General features: G+C 51.1%; 11 protein-coding genes. All 11 read right to left on the reverse strand.

Features of this window, described 5'->3' with window-relative positions:
* Positions 1-280: 280 nt before the first annotated feature.
* Positions 281-3646, reverse strand: coding sequence for a VCBS repeat-containing protein (locus tag IE117_RS08545; protein ID WP_189563867.1), 3366 nt, complete (start codon positions 3644-3646; stop codon positions 281-283).
* Between the two features lie 26 nt (positions 3647-3672).
* Positions 3673-4743: a flavin monoamine oxidase family protein gene (locus tag IE117_RS08550; RefSeq protein WP_189563868.1), complete on the reverse strand. Its 1071-nt coding sequence runs from the start codon at positions 4741-4743 to the stop codon at positions 3673-3675.
* Positions 4744-4812: 69 nt separating this feature from the next.
* Positions 4813-6060 carry a glycoside hydrolase family 117 protein gene (locus tag IE117_RS08555; RefSeq protein WP_229580536.1) on the reverse strand — a complete coding sequence of 416 codons (1248 nt, stop codon included), beginning with the start codon at positions 6058-6060 and terminating at the stop codon, positions 4813-4815.
* 248 nt (positions 6061-6308) lie between these two features.
* A complete protein-coding gene (locus tag IE117_RS26550) occupies positions 6309-6491 on the reverse strand; it encodes an alpha-L-fucosidase (protein WP_374757964.1) in 183 nt (60 codons plus the stop codon).
* Positions 6492-6576: 85 nt separating this feature from the next.
* Complete coding sequence (locus tag IE117_RS08565) at positions 6577-8019, reverse strand: alpha-L-fucosidase (protein WP_189563869.1); 1443 nt, start codon at positions 8017-8019, stop codon at positions 6577-6579.
* A gap of 3 nt (positions 8020-8022) precedes the next feature.
* The gene (locus IE117_RS08570; protein ID WP_189563870.1) at positions 8023-8922 is read right to left on the reverse strand and encodes a LamG domain-containing protein; all 900 of its coding nucleotides are present in this window, start codon (positions 8920-8922) and stop codon (positions 8023-8025) included.
* 193 nt (positions 8923-9115) lie between these two features.
* Complete coding sequence (locus tag IE117_RS08575; RefSeq protein WP_189563871.1) at positions 9116-10690, reverse strand: RagB/SusD family nutrient uptake outer membrane protein; 1575 nt, start codon at positions 10688-10690, stop codon at positions 9116-9118.
* Between the two features lie 70 nt (positions 10691-10760).
* A complete protein-coding gene (locus tag IE117_RS08580; protein ID WP_229580541.1) occupies positions 10761-13838 on the reverse strand; it encodes a SusC/RagA family TonB-linked outer membrane protein in 3078 nt (1025 codons plus the stop codon).
* Between the two features lie 446 nt (positions 13839-14284).
* Positions 14285-15820 (reverse strand): carbohydrate binding domain-containing protein, encoded by a 1536-nt coding sequence (locus IE117_RS08585; RefSeq protein ID WP_189563872.1) that lies wholly within the window; start codon positions 15818-15820, stop codon positions 14285-14287.
* Positions 15821-15863: 43 nt separating this feature from the next.
* Positions 15864-17618 carry a RagB/SusD family nutrient uptake outer membrane protein gene (locus tag IE117_RS08590; RefSeq protein ID WP_189563873.1) on the reverse strand — a complete coding sequence of 585 codons (1755 nt, stop codon included), beginning with the start codon at positions 17616-17618 and terminating at the stop codon, positions 15864-15866.
* Positions 17619-17636: 18 nt separating this feature from the next.
* Positions 17637-20729, reverse strand: a complete 3093-nt coding sequence (locus IE117_RS08595; protein ID WP_189563874.1) for a SusC/RagA family TonB-linked outer membrane protein — start codon at positions 20727-20729, stop codon at positions 17637-17639.
* Between the last annotated feature and the right edge of the window lie 238 nt (positions 20730-20967).

Consider the following 20967-nt stretch of genomic DNA (forward strand, 5'->3'; position numbering starts at 1 on the left):
GTAGCATAAGCAATACGATGACCCGCTGGATTTTCCGGGGAAATGGTCATAGGTACCTTATACTACATTATCGAATCTTTGAATTCAACGATTTTGCAGGTAGTTATGAATTCGCCGGCAGTTAAGCTCCAAATCGTTCCACCACTCCTTTCGTACTACCATTTGGGCAGCAGATTATACAGTGGGGTAGTTTAATAAAGGAAAACTTCGAAGGAAAGGTATTATAGAGTCAGGGCTTGTCCATCTGGCAGACAGCGCAATTTGCACATCATTACTTGCTCTACTCGGGCTGAAATCCAACCAGCCGCAATTGCGCCCCATTGGCTGCGACCAGAAACGCCTGCTTCCTGCTTTTTCCCAACTTGATCGGCAACAGGCCCCGCACGTCACCTTTCAGGAATAAGCCCGATTGGCGGGCCGTAACGTACTTTGCTATACCGCTTTTGCCGCCTTCCATAATCATTCCCACACTTGCGTCGTTGCGCGGTGTTTCGACTTCCGAGCCATAAAGGTTTCCGGCAAGAAGGAAATCGGGATACTTGTCCTGATTGTATGAAAAAGGAATAATCTGATTGATTGAACTGACCTGTGCCGGACGACCCAGCTCATGACTGGCGAAATGACCGTTTCCAAGATTCTCGATCCAGGCGTGTGCGAAGGTGAAAGCCTGGAAATGCAGGGATTTTTCCAACATGGGTTTGGTATAAATATCTTCCAAACTGGCGTCGGCGAAGGAGGCATAGCTTTCGAAGCGTTTGCTGATAGCAGGCACCTGCTGGGAGGAGCACTGTCGCCCACGCAAGGGTAGTTTTTTGCCCTTTTTCTCATAACTCAGCACGATGTCAGGATGCTGGTTTTCGTCAAAATCATTGACGTAAATTTCGAAGGGCGAAGCTTCGCTTGCGTGGTATTTATAGTTAAGGCCCAGGTTGCCGGCGATGATGTCGTCGTCACCGTCCTGATCGACGTCCGCCACCGTAAGGCCATACCACCAGCCTTCGGTGTTTTGAAGCCCGGTGGCTTCGGTGACCTCATTGAACCTGCCGTTTTTGTTTTTGAAAAAACGTAACGGCATCCATTCTCCGGCCACGACTAAATCCTGCTGCCCGTCTTTATCAAAATCCAGCCACACCGCCGATGTGACCAGCCCGATTTTTTTCAGGTCGGGTGCGTCGTGGTCCGTTCTGTCACTGAATCTCAAGGCTAAGTCTTTCCCGCCATTATTTTTTAGTAAATAGCTGCGTGGAGAATGAGGATAACGACCCGGTACCACCCGGCCGCTGACGAACAGATCGAGATCGCCATCGTTGTCGTAGTCGCCCGCGATCACTTTCTGGCCGCTTGTCGGCATGGCGGGAAGGCTACTTTTTACGAAACCATTTTTGGTCTGGATGTAGAGCCGATCCTGGTAAAAAGCCACACTTTGCTGGCTGTCGTTGCCACCACTGACCACATAGAGATCCAGATCCCCATCGCCATCGGCGTCGAAGAGTAACGCCCCCGTGTCTTCCTGCGCTGCGTCCTTTTCCCAGGGGCCGGGGGTAGGTGCAAATGTCCCGTCGTGGTTCTGCAGAAACATTCGTCCCGTACTTCCGGCAGCGTTTCCGACGAAAAAATCCTCCAGACCGTCGTTGTTTACGTCACCCACAGCCAGAGCCGGGCCGAACCGCGAATTACGATGAGGTAGTAGAGGTTCTTCGGCGTAGTCGTCGAAGTCATCCTCCTGGTGTGTGAAATTCAGGCCGGAAACTTCTGTCAAATCGGTAAAAACGTTACTCGCCCGGGACGGCGGAATAGCTGGAACCGAATTGGCGTAGTTGATTTCCAGAAGTTGGTTGGCTGCAATATCCTGCAGGATCGTTTCCCGACCATCCGGCCAAGCCACCTTTACTCGCTTCAAAGTAGCGTTTTTGCCCAGGCCGACGGTCAGGGAAGGTGCGACGCTGGATTGAAAACCCCGGCTGAGGGTGAGTTGCCAGGATATCCGGGTGTCGTCAGCCAGGATTAAAGAAACCTTACTGTCCAATCCAAATGGGTTTTTTTGTGGCCCTTTTAGCTTTAATTTCAGGTAATTGTTTCCAAATTCCTCCGCTTTATTCTCAAATACCGACGCTTTTTGATCGATGTTGTTAATGACCAGATCCAGGTCGCCGTCGTTGTCGAAATCGGCGTAGGCTACCCCATTGGAAAAGCCGGCGTAGTTGAGGCCCCATTCCGTAGTCATCTCCCGGAATCGCAGGTCGCCTTCGTTTCGGAAGGCGTAGTTGTCGATAGGGGTGCTGGGTAATTGCTGATAGTCGAAATTTTCGTTTTTGGTGAAGAATGTCTTATCCTTGAATTTTTCGTTGATGTCGTTATTGTTGACATCGCGGCGCATTCCATTAGTCACGAGAATATCCTTACGTCCGTCGTTGTCGAGGTCTGCCAGTAAAGTACCCCAACTCCAATCGGTTGTCGCGACCCCTGTCAGCCGGGCCACGTTGCTGAACTGCGGCATTCCCAGCGCGTCAATGCCGTTATTATGTTGCAGGCTATTCTGCATGTATTGGTAGTGAAAGCCGTAATCCACCATTTGGTAAAAAGTGGCGGGACTCATGCTGGCCATATTGGTTTTGGCGCGTTTGTAGTCGGCCGGCGTCATGTCCACCTGCATCAGGTCAGTGAGGCCGTCATTGTCGAAGTCGCCTGCGTCCACGCCCATGCCGAACTGCGAAGTCTGCCGCATGGTCTCCTGCAGGCTTTCGGTAAACGTCCCGTCGCCGTTATTCAGGTAAAAATAATCTGGCACATTAAAGTCGTTGGAAACGTATAAGTCCGTGTGGCCGTCGCCGTTGAAGTCTTGCGCAATCACCCCCAGCGATAACCCGAACCGCTGCATGCCCGCCTGAACTGTGACATCTTTGAACGTATTGTTTCCCGTATTCCGATACAGATGCCCCGATTCTTCGGGCTTGTTTTCCTGGATTTTCCGGTAGTAATAGTCATTCCCAACGCTCACATTGATGACCGGATAGTTGGCAACAAAAACATCCAGCAGACCGTCTTTGTCATAATCAAAGAACGTCGCCTGTATCGAATTCGATGCATCCGCCAGGCCGTATTCTTCGGCCTGTTCAGTGAAGGTCAAATCGTGGTTGTTAATAAAGAGCTGATTTTTGGTCGTCGTGTATTTGCCCGAAACACATACGTAAATATCAAGCCACCCATCGGCGTTGACATCGGCCATTGTCACGCCTGCGTACCAGCGGTTGTCACCCGCCACGCCCGCATTTTTACTGATATCCTGAAAAGAAAAAGACCCGTTTCCGGTTTTTCCCTGATTCAGGTACAGTTTGTTTTCCTGCATATTGCCCGTAAAGAAGACATCCTCCAGTCCGTCGTTGTTAAGGTCACCCACCGCCACCCCGCCACCCATGTACAGGTATGGGAATGTGTAATAATTCAGCGTGTCATTTTCGATAATATTATTGGCAAAGTCGATGCCTGTGACTTCGGATTTCTGCTCTTCAAAAAGGGTTTCGGGTTGTTTTTGGCAGGAAACGAAAGTGAATGCGAAAAAAGAGAAAAATAAATATTTGATGCAATGACCAATGTAGGGAAAGGCCACAGAGGTGAGGCCTTTTGCAGTGCAAATGATATGATCCATTCTACTGATCGTTGGCATATTTATTTTTACTGAAAACGCTTTTTGATCTCCCCGAAAACAAATGCCGCACTCCGCACCGCGCCTTCCATATAGCCGGGAAAAGCTGCAGCAGTTTCAGATCCCGCGATGAATAGCTGGCCATCAAGACAGGCTTGCTGGTAGGCGGGGTGTCCGTTGTTCTGATGAGGAACGATGGGCGAATCGTAAGCCGAATATGTATGAGGTTCATTTCGCCAGACTGCTTCCTCGTACGCTAAGAAATCTCCGGCTTCTTCACCGTAGTAATTCTGTAGTTGTTTCAAAACCAGTTCTAAACGCTCTTCCCGGCTCACCGAATAGTAGGAGCCATTGAAAAACCCCATCAGTGCAAATCGTGTCTCTTCGATGTTCGAATGGTCGTACATTTCAGAGATTGGCCCTGAATTGCTAAAAACCGTGCCGCTTGTGCCTACCTTTCGCCAAAACGGTCGTGCGTAGGCGAGGCTCACCTTAATCGAATCCCCCATCCAGGTGTGGGTACCTCGAGCCGCCGCCATGAGCGTCGCAGGCAGGGCGGGCTTTACAGAAATGGTCTGGGCGAACAGGTAAGGCGGCAGCGTACTGACCACGACCGGCGCTTCGAATACCCGATCTTCCGTCAGCACCTTTAACGCGCCATCCTCTTGCCGAATCGTTTTGACTGTTTGGCCTGCAAACAGCTGACCTTCCCGCAGCGATTTATGGAGGTTTTGAATCAAGGCCGAAGTACCTCCGGCAATTCTGAAACTGGGGTCGGCGTTGAGCGGCAACGTAACAAGTTGCGGCGGACTGGTAGAGATGGGTTCGTAGATTGCGGTGTCGCCCAGCCGTTGTTCAAAAGTGCCGATGCCCAATTCTGACAAGAGGCGCACCAATTCGGTATGCTTGCGGCCCAGCCAGGTGGCGCCCATTTCAAGTGGGGTAGTTTCCGCCGGCTGCCGGGTAAGAATTCTACCGCCTACTCGTTCTCTTGCCTCGACGATGGCCAGGCTGACGTTTGCCTGATTCAGGTAGCGGGCCAAAAGTAGCCCGGTCAGTCCGGCACCTACTATGATTACCTCGGCGTGAGTGGGTTTCATCAATCGTACTTATGGTTTATCCTGTCTATCAGTTTATGGGTTCCGTTTCAGTGGGGCTTGACAGGTGTTTTATTTATCCTTCTGCGCATCGATACGATCGCGCTGTTTTTTGCTTAAACCCATTTGATAATAGAACCCGGGTTTGAACTGTACGCCCAGGCGTTTCATTTCCGGGTCGTCTACATCCAAACTTAAATCACAATCGAAGCGGGCCAATACCGCATGATTTTTGTCCCAGGTAGTAGCGTTGGTAAAATGTGACAAGCCCCAGGTAATCCCCCTGCCGTAATTGGTATCGGTAAAGGCGTCGGGAATGTAGGGCCCTGCCGCGTTGGGCATATATTCCGTAATGGCGGCTATTTCGAAATTGACTCCGTCCTCAGCGTATTGAACCGTAAAATGCTCGTTCCCGTCCCGAATAACCAATGCCGCTATGCCTTTCTTAAAGGGAAACAGGGTAGTTTCATGGCCCGAATTAATGACAGGATTGAAAGGGTTTTTAGTGAATGGCCCCAGGGGATTATCGGCCACGGCCAAGCCCTGCATACGAACCAGATTCGGGTTGCCGTCAAAATCGGATTTGTAGTACAGATATATCTTTCCGTTGTACACAATAGGGTAGGGGTCATGAATGGAATACTGGTCCCATTCCCCTTTCTTTCCATTAGGGATCACGATTTTGTCGTATGCCGTCCATGGTCCGTCCGGAGAGTCGGCAAACGAGACGGCCACCGGACAGTCATCGCCGCGGGTGCCGCTGGCCTCCATGAAGCCCTGGTAAAACAGGTAATACTTGCCTTTCCATTTGAGAATATCAGCCGTTGTCACCGACCGCCAGCCGAGATTAGGTTTTGGGGGCCTCGGGACGGCAACGCCTTTCTCCTCCCAGGTGAAACCGTCTTTGCTCGTGGCGTACCATATCTCAGCCAGATCCCAATCGGCCGAAGGGATGGTATCGTTGCTTTTTTCCGCACCCTGAGGCGGGGTCGGGGTATGGCGATAGGTGTACCAGACGTAGTACTTCCCGTTTTCATAAATCACTTTCGATGGATCGCGACGAGAAATGGTGCCATCATGGTCGCTATACTCAAATCCCTTCAACTCGGTGTACTTGAATTGAGAGTACAGTTCGTTGTTTTCGGGCCTTGGGGCCATGTACCCATCGTAGTTGCGCTGCATAGCCGCGCTCAGAGGGCGGCTGGGCTTTTCCTTGGGTAGTACAAAGGGAAAGCCTTTTGTATTTTTTTCGCCTACCTGGGCGGTCGCGCAAAATATGGATGGAAATGAGAAGATAAAAATTAGAATCGGGATTTTCATAATACGGGCTGTTTGTCTATCTGTGTTATTTTTTTTATGCTTTCCATATAGGTGCCGCTTTAAGTAATTTGTGTTTTTCTTTACCAAACCGATAATCTGTAAAAATCCCAATAGTTAGCTTTTGCTTTTGTATCAAACCTATCAAATTGTAAGGTAGTTGATGGTGATATAATTTGGGATCGCTATGAGTTGCTAGGAATGTTTCTGTATAAAAAAGTGGTTCACAGGACGTTTCCGAACCAACGCTACTAAAACTCAACACGGCTGTACGCCAGAATCGAATAAGGCCCCAAATGCAGGAATATTCCGAATTGCGCATCGCGAAACCATTTCGGTTTCTGGTACTGCGCCCGTATCGAGTTCCAATCCGGCTCGTAGCGCGGTACGGACTGAGCTTCGATGGTTCTCCCGGATACTACGAAGAAAAGCAGGTTTGAATCTTCCTCATTTTGTCAAAAAATTAACTGTCAAAACTTGATTTAGTGAATCAGAATGGCCAATAGCTCCCTATTAAACCTATCTGAGTTCAATTCTGAAGACGTTGGCCATTTCGTCGAGTTCTACATTATTGAGCTTCAATTCCAAAGCTTTGTCATTATGGTCGAAAGCTACCTGTTTTCCTGAAGCCAGGTGAATGATGCGCGTAATACCGCCTTCACGCAGTTTGAAAGCCGTGTTGAGCGCTCTGATTGTCAAATTGCCTTCGGGTTTCCCCAAAACTGTCGCGTACAGGTCGTTGCCTTTGGATGTAAAACGGATGTCTGCTTTGTCGTAGGCGATTTGCGCAAAGTGATTATTGTGGTGAAAGATGTGGTTCCCTGCGGCGATGTCGTTGGGGCCTTCTCCGTAGATAAACCAGGGCGAAGTGCCATAAATAGCCTCGCCATTCTGGCGCAGCCATTTGCTCATCTGGGTAAGGTTGTTGGTCACCTCCTCGGGAAAACTACCGTCGGCCATAGGCGGGATGTTCAGCAGGAAAATGCCATTTTTACTCACGACGTCCACCAGCATATCCACCAGGCTATTGGCAGAGCGCAACGGAATACCCTCGCGATAAAACCAGCCGTGGGTTGAGAAATCGGGCGGGACGTTCATGTCCATGTCGGTCATCCACACGTCGTAGGCGGTTTCGGGTAAAATGCCATTTTCCAAATCCCGCATTCCCACCGAAGGCGGAATGTCGTTGGATTTGTAGACAAATTCTACCTCCTTGTTTCGCTCGATAGCCTTATTGTAAAAGTAGGCGATCAATTCGCGCTGGTACTTTTCCTGAAATGCCTGGGTGGTACTTTTGGCTTGCCCGATGTATTTCGACCTGCTCACCGTTTTTTCACCGTGCGCTCCCTTCGTGCCCCCGAAACTGGCATCTACCCAGAAAATATCGGGTTCGTATTTGTCCACCCCTTCCTTCGCAAAATCAATCCAGTCGTCATTCTTGATAGAGTGATAGGAAACCAACGTTTTCATTCCCCGCTTCCTTACTGCCTTGAAAACCTCACCGATGATGTCGATTTTCGGCCCCATTTTAGCCGAGTTATAGTCCGACAAGCCGCTGTCCCAATGTTTGAAGTCACTGCCGTGCCAGCCAATGACACCCGCAAATTTGGCCCCGGCAGTCTCAAACAGGTTGGCCCATAGATCGGCGTCGAATTTTTCGCCCTTAAACTGTTTGATTAACTCATCGTTCGATAGATTTTCCTTGCCTTTTTGGTAGCTAATCGTCTGGATTCCCCAATGACAGTAGATGCCGAACTTGGCATCCATGAGCCACTGCGGGGTATGGTGCTGGCGGAGCGAAGTCCAGCTAGGCTGATACTTTGTCTCCTGCGCTTTGCCGGGAATACTTAAGAGGAGGAAGAATATGCTAAGAAATAGGTTTAGTTTTTTCATAACGGGAATCGAAAGCCGCGCCATCAGCGTAGGCAAGTTCTTAATGGGTTTAGTTATACTGTTTTTCATTTTTCATTCAAGTTTCCAAGTTCTGATCCAGTCATACTGCGTCGTGCGATCTTCCCAGCTACCGCTGTCCACCCCTCCGCCATCGTCGGAAATAGGATTCCAGTCGTAGGTTTCGACGGCCATTTGTAGATAAGCAGGTACATCCCAGGCCACATCCGGGGTAATGGAGTACACGTACTTTCCGTCCAGAAAAAACTGAATCTCGTCGGCGGATTTCCACCAGGCCCCGTACACATAGAAGCGTTCCCAGTTTTCGGTTTCGGTCGTAACCTGCCGCTGAATCTGCACAGGTTTGGGCTGACAGTCGGTCTGGCGGTGGATGGAGTTCGAGTGAAATATCCGGTTCCATTTTTGGGCCCAACTCGCCGTTTTGTCGGAGGTGCGGCCCACGCATTCCTGAATGTCTAGTTCCAGTTTTTTCTCACAGTTGTACTTGGTCATCAGCCAGAAGGTCGAGGACATCACGGTTTTGTTGGCTTTCATCCGGCACTCGTAATACCTGCCCACCTGGCCGGGGTTGAGAGAGCGTACAATGGCCCCGTAATGGGTGAAGTTGCTGCCGTTGATGGTCGTCGGTTTGTCCAGCTTTCCCACTGTGACATTCATCTTGCCGTCTTTTACGACAACATTGTCCGTCTTGAAAAGGCCGGGGGGACGGCCAATCCAATTCCAGTCGTTACCGATGGGTTCTTTCTGCCACTTCTTTTCGTTCAGCGTAGTACCCTCGAAGTCATCGGACATATTTTCCACTGCTTTCCAGGTCTTTCCGGCAGGCTTGGGATCTGCCCCTGCGTTGAAGAAAGGTTGCTCTTCGGCTACCGGACTCTCCTGAACAGTGGTACTTTCCTTGCAGTGAACAGCCGTTAGGCCCAAGAGCAGCATTACCAGCAATTTAATATTCATACTTCTGAGTTTAATCAGTGTTAATTATCCAATAAAGCTACAAATGGGATCGATGCGTAAGCTCAGGGGCTCTGGCAATGGGCGGTACATTTCTGGCATAACAAACCCTTTCTTTTCATATTCAGCACAAAAGAGGAATCACGATGACCATGATCCCTCTAAGTAAAATTAACCTATAACTAACCTATAAAAATCAGTAGCCGGGGTTATGCTTGAAATTGGGATTAGCGTCCAATTCATTTTGCGGGATGTCGATATATTCCCGCCCCGGCTTGTATGCTCCCGTGCCGCCGCTCTCAGACTTAAACTGCGGATTATCGGCAATACGTGATTTCACCATGCCCCAGCGGAGCAAATCGAAGTATCGGCTTCTTTCCAGCGTCAATTCCTTCACGCGCTCGTCAGCGATGTCCTGCATGGTCATTTTCAGATCAAAGAGAGGCATGTCGGCGCGCTTGCGGACGAGGTTCACGGCGTCCACGGCCGCCTGGGTGGCGGCCCCGCCGCCAAAACTGCCCATTTCGGCCTCGGCGTACATCAGCAGCACGTCAGCGTAGCGCATCAGGCGCAGGTTGTTGCCCGACTGGTGCCACGAGATATTCTGCGAGCTCGAATAACCTTTGCGGGTATCCAGAAACTTGTTACCATACACGAGGTTCTTGGCGTTGGCCCCGTAAACCTGGGTGTAGGTCTTACCCTCGTAAGTCGTGGCAGCCAGGGTTTTGCCCCGGTAGTTAGTCTTAGCCGTGGTGTTCCAGAACATGGTCGTATAGGTACGCGGATCGACTTCGCCGTTGATCGTTTTTTCGTCCAGGAACAAATCCAGCGCCCATTGGTTGATGCGCATCCCGTCCTGGCCCGTGAAGCCCGCCGGGGCGATGTCGGGCTGGAAAGCTGCTCCCTTACCCAGTCCGGGGGCATCGCCCCCCCAGCCGCCGTTGCCATCGGCGATGAGTTGAATCTCGAACAGCGACTCGGAGTTGTTCTCCTTGTCTTCGGTAAAGTTATCGCTATAGTCATCGGTCAGCTTATAGTTGCCGCTGTCGATAATTTTCTTGAACTCGGCTTTGGCGGCCTGAAAATTCTTGCGGTACAGATATACTTTCCCGAGGTATCCAGTGGCGGTACCCCAGGTAGCGCGGCCCACGTTGGCAGCGTTCCACTTCTGAGGCAGTAGCTTCTGGGCTTGAGTCAAGTCGGAAATGATTAGCTTCCACACTTCTTCGGGATCCGCTTGGGTGATCGCCTCAGGATCTTTAATCTCCGTAATGGGCTGCGTAATCAGCGGCACGTTCAGCCAGTTGTTGACCAATTGGAAATAGTTGTAGGCCCGGATGAAGTAGGCTTCGCCCAGAATATTGTCCCGCAGTGTGGCATCCATTTTGATGTCAGGCACATTGAAAAGCACTTCGTTAGCTCGGGTAATGCCCTGATAGTTGGTGCTCCACACCCACATGGTACCGTTCCCCAGCGATATGCCGTTGAAGTTGCCAATGCCTGTACGCTCGGAAGTACCATAACCGTTCACAACGTCGTCCCGGTAGTCCGATAGGAAAATCTCAAACCGGGCGTAATCCCAGATATGGGTGAACGGACTGTACGCACCAAGTATGGCCTTGGTAGCGTCTTCCTGGGTCTGCCAGAAAGTGCTTGGCGTCAGCGCGTTTGGATTTTTCTGATCCAGAATCTCCTCGTTACAGCCGAACATTATTCCGGTACCCAGTACCGCCGTAAGCACGACGGATTTTTTTAGGATTTGTATATTCATGATTTTTTGGTGGTTAGGTATTGGGTTATTGATGAAAAGTGTTCATTGTTCACTATTCATTATCCATTGATTAGAATCCAATCTGCAAACCGATCTGATAGTTTTTCGCTTGCGGGTAGGCCCCCTCGTCCACGCCGGTGTTGAACAGGCGGGGACCGCCTCGACCGCCCTGACCAACTTCGGGGTAATAGCCCGTATACTTGGTGATCGTGAACAGGTTTTGGGTAGTCAGGTAAATTCTAAGTCGCTCCATCCCCAGTTTATTGGCGACCGCCTTGGGCAGGTTATAACCGATTTGGGCATTGCGCAGCCGGAAGTACGCCCCGCTTTCCAGATAGAAGGCCGACATCCGGCGGTTGTAGCCGGGATCGCTCAGCGTATTGCGCGGAATATCGGTTTCTGTATTTTGCGGCGTCCAGGCGTTCAATGCATCGGCCAGGAAGTTGCCCTCGGTGTCAAAATATCCCCGATACCTGTTACTGTTCAGCAGGTCGTTGCCTGCTACGCCATTAAAAAACAGTGTGAAATCAAAATTTTTGTACTGGGCGTTCACGTTGAAACCATATATAAAGTTCGGCGTCGGGTTGCCAATGTAGTCCTGGTCGGCGGCGTCGATCTTGCCGTCGCCGTTCAGGTCTTTGAACTTCAAGTCTCCCGCGCGAGGGCTGTTGGAGTCATTAGCTCCCTTGGCCTCCTCATCGGTCTGGTAAATACCATCCAGCACGTAACCATAGAAGGCAGCTACCGGATGCCCCACTGCCGTGCGGGTAGAACTCAACCCGTTGGAAGTAAAGCCGCCTCCTACGATGGGCGTCGCCCGTCCAAGTGCCGTAACTACATTGTTCAGGACACTGAAATTGCCGCTGAGGTCGAACTTGAAATCATTGCCCACTGTGCCGTAGTACACGCCCTGAAATTCGAAGCCCTTGTTGCGGATGCTGGCTGAGTTAAAGGGTACTGGGTTGCCGAAGCCTGTGTAAAGCGGCAGCGACAGATTGACCAGCACGTCCTCCGAATTGCGGATGAAGTAATCCACCGTGAATTGCAGCTTGTTATTCATCGCGTTGAATTCCAAGCCAATGTCGGTCGTTTTGGTCGTCTCCCAGGTGATATTTGAGTTCACGCCCTTAGTAATCGAATAGCCACCTACCCGCTGCTGCGTAACGCCCAGAATGTACTCCGAGTTAAGGTTCAATTCGGGATCAATGGCGTATGCCTGTACATTGTTGGAGCCGATAGCCCCATAGCTGGCGCGGAGTTTCAGGTTCGAAATGCCTTTGACATTCTGCATGAACGACTCGTTGCTGATGTTCCAGCCGATAGCCGCCGAGGGAAACACGCCCCAGCGCAAATCCTCGCGGAATAGTGATGAACCGTCACGGCGAATAGTCGCCGTTAGTAGGTATCTATCGTTAAAGGTATAGTTCACGCGGCCAAAGTAAGAGAGTAGCCCGGTGTCATACTCAGAGGAAGGCATCTGCGCCCGATCGGCTGCCGCCGAGGCCACGCGAATATCGTTGGAAGGAAAGCGACGCGCCACCACGCCAAGCGAGCGGTTCTGGGTGCGCTGTGACGACTGCCCGGCCAATAAGCCCAGCGAATGATTCCCGAACGATTTGTTGTAGTTTAGGGTATTTTCGATAAGTTGTGAAAGGAAATTGGAGTTCGATTCGGCCAATTCGGCAAAATTGGTGTTTCCTAAGGAAGTCGCATTGAAAAAGTATTTAGGCGTGAAGCGGTAGTTGTTACCCGCACTCACCTCGGCCCCTAGGTTCAATTTGTAGGTCAGTCCTTTGATGATTTCGTAGGACGCCTCGACGTTGCCAATCAGGCCGTTTTCTTTGTTGGTACGGTCTTCTACCGTAGCCAGGCCCAGCGAGTTGCTAAGATTACCTACCCCGTAGTAAGCTCCCAGGCTGGTAGTACTTCCAGCCGGAAGGCCCGTTCCCGTAAAATTGCCATCTTTGTCCCGGATTGGAATGGTAGGTAGAAGGTCGCGTTCACGACCGAAATAGAAGTTGGGGTTGTTTACTGAACGGGTCAGCCCGATCGTTTCCTGTAATTTGAACTTACCTTTTTGGAAAGTAGAATTAGCCCGCACGTTGAGCCGCTTATAATCCGACTCCCGGATAATACCAACCTGATCGAAGTAGTTGAAGGAAAGCGCGTAGGTCATATTGGTGCTTCCGCCCGAAAATCGCAGACTGGCGTTGGTCATGGGCGCGTTGCGCAAACTCTCGCGCTGAATGTCGCTGTCAACCGCAGGGTCAAACTCCGCATCATTTGCCGGGAAGCGCTTATTTCCATCGTTGTCGCGTGCGCGATTCACGATATCGGCGTATTGCCGGGCGTTGGCCCAAGGCAAATAGCGAGTCGGGGTTTGGATCCCTGTCGTGATATCGAAGTCTACTTTTAGCTCGCCGCTACGGCCTTTTTTGGTCGTAACAATAATTACTCCGTTAGCCGCCCTGGAACCGTAAATAGCCGATGCAGAAGCATCTTTCAGAACCGACACCGACTCTATGTCCTGCGGGTTCAATGAACCCATACTGCCAGTGAGCATCCCATCAATGACGTACAGCGGGCCAGAGTCCGACAATGTGCTCGTACCCCTTACGGTTACAATTTGACCCGCGCCGGGCGCACCGCCATTGGAAGTCACCTGCACGCCCGCTACTCGGCCCTGAATAGTGGAAGCGGCGTTGCCGGTGGCGAATTTGCCGATTTCCTCGGCGTCCACAGTCCCTACCGCCCCGGTCAGATCGCTCTTTTTCTGGCTGCCGTAGCCCACGACCACAACTTCCGAAAGGCTTTTGAGATCCTCGGCCAGCTTAACATCCACGGTACTTTGGTTACCTACTACAATCTCCTGGCCCATGTACCCTATGTAGCTAAATACCAGCTTGTCGTCGTTGCCACGCACCGTGATTGTGTAGTTTCCGTCTTTGTCGGTTAGTACACCCTGATTGGTGTCGGCGATGCGGACGTTGGCGCTGGGAAGACCCATGTTGTCGGCTCCTGAGGTAACCTTTCCGGTTACCTGGCGATTTTGCCCGTAGGAGGTCAGTGCCGCACAGACTCCCATGACAAGCAGAAAGTGCTTCCTGGCGTCGGCCGATAATCGAAGAATTTGTCTAAGTCTATTCATAGGTTTTGAGTTTAAGGAAATTGATCTTGGCAAATTTCTATTTATTACCCAAAAAGCACTATCAATGAATTAGCAAAGGGTGGTATTATTTTAGCATAGTTCAGAGCATTTGTCTAAAAAATGTCAATTAATAGTTCAAGTTTTCCGGAAAATGAGAAAATGGCGGTTTGGAGTATGACCAAATAGATTGTTTTGGTGACACCCGAAGCAGGGTATTCATGAAAATGTCTAAGGCGCATTTCAGGCCAGACTCAATTTTAACAAATGCATCATAAAGTACTCCGGAAAAAAAGGGATGAACCAGGAGAAAGGGGGTAAATGCCCTGCCTCAGAATTTTGCATAAAATGCGCGGCTGATGCATTAGTTACCTTCTAACCTGAAAGGAGCAGTTCCGTGCATACTATTGCGCAGAACTGCTCCCGGTTTCTAATAAAAATCCAAAATCTTACTTCGGCCTTTCCTCTTTTTCCACCAGATAAAAATCATCGAAATAAAAGGTTCCCGCCTCGGGTACGTGTATATACAAGAAGCGGTTTTTGGGGTCGCCGGAATACTCGACATCGCGGGTGACGGTTTCCCATTTGCCGGTTTTGACATCTTTCAGCGGTTGCCACATCTGCTGGTAGTTTGGCAAAATCCAGGTATTGATCGAAGCGGACGGGGAGGCCGGATCAACCCAGATTTTGTAGCGATAGATGTAGGTCGTGCCACTCTTCAGGTCAAAGGGAGCTTTTTCACTCGTGAAAGCCCCTTTGCCGGTAGTCGTAACGATCTTCATGCTGTATTTCCCGCTTGCGACGTTGGTAGTCGAGAATTCGTAGGCTGCGGCATTGTCCCACATGGGCACCCATCCCGTACCTCCAGCCTCGAAACCATAGGTGGCCACAGGCAGCAGGTTGACATCGTGCATCGCCACCGGAAGGTCGGTGAAGGTAGCGGGAGTCCTTTCGTCGGTAGAAGAGAGGGTGCTGCCGGGCAGGAACGATACTTTGATCACATCGGGACGGTATATGCGTTCGGCCAACTTGATATTGAGTAAGGTGGCATCTTTGGCATTGGGCGTGACTGACTGTATCTTACCGGCCCTGCCATTGATGGTGACCGTAAAGAATTTCTCCTGACCGATGAAAGGCGCAAATTCTCCGTTGAAGGGGATCTGGATTGTTTCATCCTCCAGCTCACTTATCTTCCCCGTCATTACGAAGGGCTTGGTCGATTTGATGACCTTAATGGGGTTGGGTACTTTGATATGCGCATTTTCCGGGGGGAAATTGGGTTGCTGACGGCTGGAATTGAATGAGGCGCTATAAGTACCAAGCTTTTTGAAGGTGATTGCCGCCACCGAATCGGCACTCGAGACCCCCGCAATAGTCCAGGACCGCGTGTCGGGGCGACCGATTTTTGTCAGGTCCACGAATTCAAGTTTACCACCCGCTTCCACATAAATAGTGTCTTTGGACAGCGGGATGACCTTGCCATCCTGACGAATCTGGATCTGGGGCTGAATGGTATCGTACACGTCTACCATGAAAGTGTGATCGATTACCCACACATCGCCGATTTTTTTGGAATAAACTGTGTCTGTTCCGTAATAGGCCACAGAGTCGCGGTAGGTATTGTAAAGCCGAACGGGCTGAATCCCCCCTTTCTTAAAATAGACATGAATGGTTTTGTCGGAGGTTTCCAGGCCTGCCCCTGGAATGACGAACTTATCGAGCAGCGTATCAGAACGGGTCATTGGCCCTTTCAAGAATAAGTTTCCTTCGGCAATCTCCCACTTGTGTGACAGCGGGTTGTGTGATAAATCGGAGAAAGACATAAAATCGTCGATTCCAACCCTGAAAGTACTTTCCCGAAAATTACTGGTGTACCAGGATACGTCGGAAAACTCATTAGGCTCAACGTAGTCTCTGGAACAGCCCGCCAGGAGCGCGAGGCAAAGAAAGAGCGCAGCTATTTTTATTTTTCTTAGAAATTCCATTGTCATACTTTTTTATTTTGACAAGACGTGTGGTCACACACGCCTATTTAATAACGGGGTTGGATATGAGTTCACTGCTTGGAATGGGCCAGTAGGCGTGGGCCGACTCCGTGTAGTTCTGCGCAGCCTGTGTATAGTCTACCATTTCCTTGTAAGTCGCTTTTGTACCTGGCGTCAGTACGCTTCCCCAGCGCGTGGCGGGCTTCCCGTCCACCCCCACGAAAGGAAGGTTTTCGCCGTAGTACTTTTGCTTCGACAGATCCTGGAAACGTTGCTTGGTGATGCCCCATCTCCTCATGTCGAGAAAACGAATGGCATGGCCTTCCACGGACAGTTCGAGCGGGCGTTCCACGTACATCAAATGCTGCATGAGGCTGGTGGCTGTGTAGGCTTTGCCGTCATGGTCGGCGCTGGCGAACTCGCTGTTCGCGCTGGTCCCCAGAAGCTGTAAAGCCGAGCGGTGCCTTACCCGGTTGATGTACTTTTGGGCCTCCTGCACCCCGGCAGCGTCGGTACCGCCCTTGATGAGGGTTTCGGCGTACATCAGGTACACATCGGCCAGACGGATTACCCGGACGTTGATGCCTGAGCGCAGATTGGGGAGAATGTCCTTTTCGTTGGATACGATATCCCAGTTGGTGTATTTCCGGTAGTAGGCCGTTTCGGCATTATTGTAGGCAGCCCCCTGGGCAGACGTCTTCAGGTAGTACGTCTGATCGAGGTCATCGGGTAGCGCAATGGAATGGGAAGTACGCAGAGAATAGCTGCGCATTCTTCTGGTGCCGTCTTTGTCTGTTACAAAGTTGCGCGGGTCGTTCTTGTCCATTACCTCGTTTTTGTAGGCGTTGATAAGCCAAAGGCTGGGCAGCACCGCCCGAAAACCACCGACCGGGCTGAAAGTGTAATTCAACGTGCTGGAAACGTTCTCTTCGGCGTAGGGATTCAGCTCGGCCTTAAAGGCCAGGGAATAGTTAATTTCCAGGATCGACTCCTCATTTAATTCCCGGCGGGTGGTAAAATTATCGCCAATACTCGGTGTGAGCGCATAGCCGTATAAAGGGTTTTCAATTACGTCTTTGAAATAAGTGGCAGCCTTTGGGTAATCCTTTTCGTAGAGGTAGCTGGTACCCAGCACGCTCGCTGCCGCTCCGGCGGTAACACGGCCCAGGTCTTTGCGTTCCGTCCATTTGGCGGGCAGGTTGCTATATGCGTATTCAAGGTCAGTCCGAAAAAAATCCTGTACCTTCTTGGCGTCCTGTAGGGGCTGATAAAAATCCGACTCGTTCTGGGGTACGAAATCGAAGATGGGCACGCTGCCGTTGTTGAATGAGCTATGCAGGTAGTGATAGAACAGCCCCCGGAAAAAATGTGCCTGCGCTTTGATCACCGTAGCGCGTTTTGTTTTGGCCGGATCGCTAAACGTTCCTATCAGTTTGTCGACTCCTTCTATTACCTGGTTAGCCCGAAAAATACCCTTGTAAAGGGCGTCCCATTTGTTGTTGGGAACACCGGAGCCACTGTTGAAGGTGTGCAGATAGTACTCATTGGAGGTATTGGGCCGTCCCCAACCCGGCCAGGTCATATCGCTGCGGTTGTATTCGTCGGCTGTGCTGAGGACGTTGTTGTTCTTGAATGCATTATAAACCGCGATCAGACCCGTGTCGGCATCGTCCAGGGTTTTCCAGAAACTGTCCGTAGACATTTCGTTGGGATTGGTTTCTTCCAGAAAATCGGAGCAACCCAACGTGCCTACCAGCAGCAGACTGAGGGCGAGGTGTTTTAATATTGAATATCTCATCGTGTTAGTTTTTTTGATTTAAAAATCGAACTGAAGACCTAAGCGATACTGCGAGCTGATAGGGTAGCTTCCTTTGTCCAGGCCGCGCGTCTGCAGACCATCGTTCCCGACTTCCGGATCGAATCCGGTATACTTCGTAAGCGTGATTGGATTCTGTGCGGCGGCGTAAACCCGCAACTTGGAGATGCCTGCCCTCTTCGTTACTGCTGTGGGAATGGTATAACCGAGGCTTATGTTCCGCAGCCGGACGAAGGTCGCATCCTCGATCCAGTAGTCTGACCAGCCGCGATTGTTGGCGTGGCCGCCACCCCGGTAAGCAGGAATGTCGGAGTTCGGGTTTTTGGCCGTGTACTGGTACTCCAGGTCACGGTGAGTGCCGTAGTAGTAGGAGTATATCTTGCTGCCATTGATCACTTCGGCTCCGAACGACCCGAACCATTGCATGGAGAGATCGAACCCTTTGTAGTCCATATTCAGGTTGAAGCCCAACTCAAAATCCGGTGTTCCACTGCCGCCAAATACCCGGTCGTCGTCATTGAGCAGACCATCGCCTTTGTCAGGAATCCCGTCGCCATCGGTATCGACCGTCAGGGCATCGATGTACCGCAGGTCGCCGATTTTGGCCGTGGGAACCAGCTTTTTGTACTCGGCCAGTTCTTCGGCGGATTTAATGATGCCGTTGGTAGGCATCACCAGGAAGGCTCCGGCAATGAGGCCCTCTTTAATCACTGTCACACGGTCAGGATTGGGAACGCCGTTCACCACAGTTCCGCCTGCCATGTAAGCGACCTTGTTGGAGCCACTCATCTTGGTGATTGTATTTACGTTCTTATAAAAAGTACCGCTGGCCGACCAGGAAAGGTCACCGCTATGACGGTAAGTCGAGGAGAATTCGATGCCTTTGTTGTTCATGTCACCCACATTCAGGATAACCGTGGCCCCGTTTCCGCCCCCGGCGGCAGGTGGCACCAGCAGAGGGAAGAGCATGTCGCGCTTCTGGGTATTATAGACGTCTCCCGTAAAAGTCAGCTTATTGTTGAACAAGGCCAGGTCAAACCCCAGGTTGGCCTGGGTGGTAGTTTCCCACTTCACGTTTTTGTTGGCGAACGAAGTTTGAGTTGCCCCCAAAGCCAGGATGTCCTCTCCTTCCCGGCCAAAAACGTAGTCTTTGGCGAGAGTGATCGTGGCGGCATTGCTATAATCCAGAAAGTTCTGGTTTCCCGTGGTGCCGTAGCTTCCCCGGATTTTGAAAGTACTGAAGGCGGCTGGCAGGGAGCCCCAGAAATTTTCGTCCGAAACGTTCCACCCTGCCGACACGGATGGAAACATGCCCCAGCGGTACTTTTGGGAGAAGCGCGATGAGCCGTCCCTTCGGGTACTCAGGCTAAGCAGGTACTTTCCTTTGTAATCGTACTGTGCCCTGACCAGCATCCCGATCAGCGAGTTGGTGCGATCCTGTCCCCAGCCCGAACCTGACCCGGCGCTCGGATCCAGGGTGGCGCCGTTCAGCACCGTGATGTCATTGCTGACCAGGCCATATTTTTGGGCATAGAATGAAGAGTACGAATACTTCTCCATGGAATACACGCCCAGAAGATCCACTTTGTGCTCGCCGAATCGCTTGGAATACGTGATGGTGTTTTCCCAAACGAAAGTCGGAGCCTGGTCGCTGCTGTTGTACACGCCCGAACGAACTACCTCGGGAAGCCGGATGCCTTCGTTGTCATAGGTGACGAACAGCGGATTCACCCGCACCCGCGTATTGTAGGTATTGGTCGCCGCAAAGCGGGATAGCAATTTGATGTTGTTGGTCAGTTGGTACTGCGCCTGCAGGCTACCGTTAAAATGTCCTCCTTTTCTGCGATCGGTTTGTTTGACGCGAGCCGTCAGGGTACCCAGATTGATGGCTTCGTTGCTCCCATTGTTGCCGGCGTCCTGAATCGTGCCGACATTGGGGTCGATCATTTGCTGGAACGGCTTGTACCGGTATACTTCAAGCAGCATACCCCAGGGCTCATACTGCTGGTCTTCCAGGCGGAGGCCGATGCTGGTCCGGAACGTCCACTTGTTCCTTACGTAGCTCGTATTGGCCCGAACGTTAAAACGATCGTAACCCGAATTGATAATGGCTCCTTTCTGGCCAAAGTAGTTGGCGTTGATACTGTACGACAAATCCTGCTTCCCACCGGAAATATTGAGGGCGTAATTCTGAATAGGAGCATTGTCCTGTTGTATGACGTCGTTGATGTCCGTATTGTTGGTAAATCCCCAACGATTGGTTTCAAGTGGCGTCCAGGTATTGCCCAGGTGCGTTCCGTTGATATTGTTAGTGTACAGAAAATTGGAGTACATCTGCCCCTCGAAGTCAGAACGGGGGACGCCCGACGTAATTTTCTGAATACCGTAGTAGCCGTCCAGGCTCACTTTCATGGCACCGGCCTTGCCCTGCTTGGTGGTGATGAGGATTACCCCGCCTGAGCCGCGCGTTCCATAAATGGAGGCCGAAGCCGCATCCTTCAGTACGTCGATGGTTTCGATTTCGCTCATACTCAGCCTTGGATCGCCACTATATGGAATGCCATCCACCACGTAAAGTGGTTCGTTCGCCCCGGTAACAGAGTTGATTCCCCGGATCTGGATATTGGCGGTGGCACCCGGGGCACCCGAACTCGCCTGCACTGAGACCCCCGCAATCTGCCCTTGCAATGCGGTACCCAGGTCGGCCGTTGAAGACTTGACAAGTACTTCGTTCGTGACCTGGCCCACCGCACCGGTCACTTCTTTCTTGCGCTGGGTGCCATAGCCGACCGCCACTACCTGCTCCAGTTCGATAGCTCCTTCCTTTAAAACAATGTCTAGCTTGCTCCTTCCATTGATCGGGATGCCCGTGGTTTCATAGCCGACAAATGACACCACCAAAGTGCCGTTGCCCGGAGCGCTGATCGAATAGTTGCCCTCAGCGTTGCTTGTTGTACCGCGCGATGTTCCCTGAACCACGACCGTGGCACCAGGTACTATTTCGCCTGCTTCACTCGTGACCTTTCCGGTCACAAGTACTTCTTGCGCGAATGCCTCCCCGAGTAGTACGAAGAGCAGTAGCGGCAAAAGCATTTTTCTTAAAAAATGAGTACTAGTTTCTACCATAGTTTTGATTGTTAGTTACTGTGTTGTTTGGGGGTTCAAATGAAAACCAGGAAGGAAATCCACGCCCGTTGCCAGTAGTCCGAAACGCCTATGTCGCCAGGAAGAGACAGGGACCCTACCTTTGTTCTGAAAAGAAAATGTTGTTTATGGTTTATATGAAAATCTCGACAAATTTCTATTTATTAACCAAAAAGCACCATCGTTA

It is taken from the genome of Persicitalea jodogahamensis, assembly GCF_014651615.1.
GTDB classification, from domain to species: Bacteria; Bacteroidota; Bacteroidia; order Cytophagales; family Spirosomataceae; genus Persicitalea; species Persicitalea jodogahamensis.

Excerpts from the sequence above, each read along its gene's own strand:
- IE117_RS08580 (WP_229580541.1), bottom strand. The coding sequence starts at position 13,838 with ATGAATAGACTTAGACAAATTCTTCGATTATCGGCCGACGCCAGGAAG.
- IE117_RS08545 (WP_189563867.1), bottom strand. The coding sequence starts at position 3,646 with ATGGATCATATCATTTGCACTGCAAAAGGCCTCACCTCTGTGGCCTTT.
- IE117_RS08565 (WP_189563869.1), bottom strand. The coding sequence starts at position 8,019 with ATGAAAAACAGTATAACTAAACCCATTAAGAACTTGCCTACGCTGATG.
- IE117_RS08595 (WP_189563874.1), bottom strand. The coding sequence starts at position 20,729 with ATGCTTTTGCCGCTACTGCTCTTCGTACTACTCGGGGAGGCATTCGCG.
- IE117_RS08570 (WP_189563870.1), bottom strand. The coding sequence starts at position 8,922 with ATGAATATTAAATTGCTGGTAATGCTGCTCTTGGGCCTAACGGCTGTT.
- IE117_RS08575 (WP_189563871.1), bottom strand. The coding sequence starts at position 10,690 with ATGAATATACAAATCCTAAAAAAATCCGTCGTGCTTACGGCGGTACTG.
- IE117_RS08585 (WP_189563872.1), bottom strand. The coding sequence starts at position 15,820 with ATGGAATTTCTAAGAAAAATAAAAATAGCTGCGCTCTTTCTTTGCCTC.
- IE117_RS08550 (WP_189563868.1), bottom strand. The coding sequence starts at position 4,743 with ATGAAACCCACTCACGCCGAGGTAATCATAGTAGGTGCCGGACTGACC.
- IE117_RS08555 (WP_229580536.1), bottom strand. The coding sequence starts at position 6,060 with ATGAAAATCCCGATTCTAATTTTTATCTTCTCATTTCCATCCATATTT.
- IE117_RS08590 (WP_189563873.1), bottom strand. The coding sequence starts at position 17,618 with ATGAGATATTCAATATTAAAACACCTCGCCCTCAGTCTGCTGCTGGTA.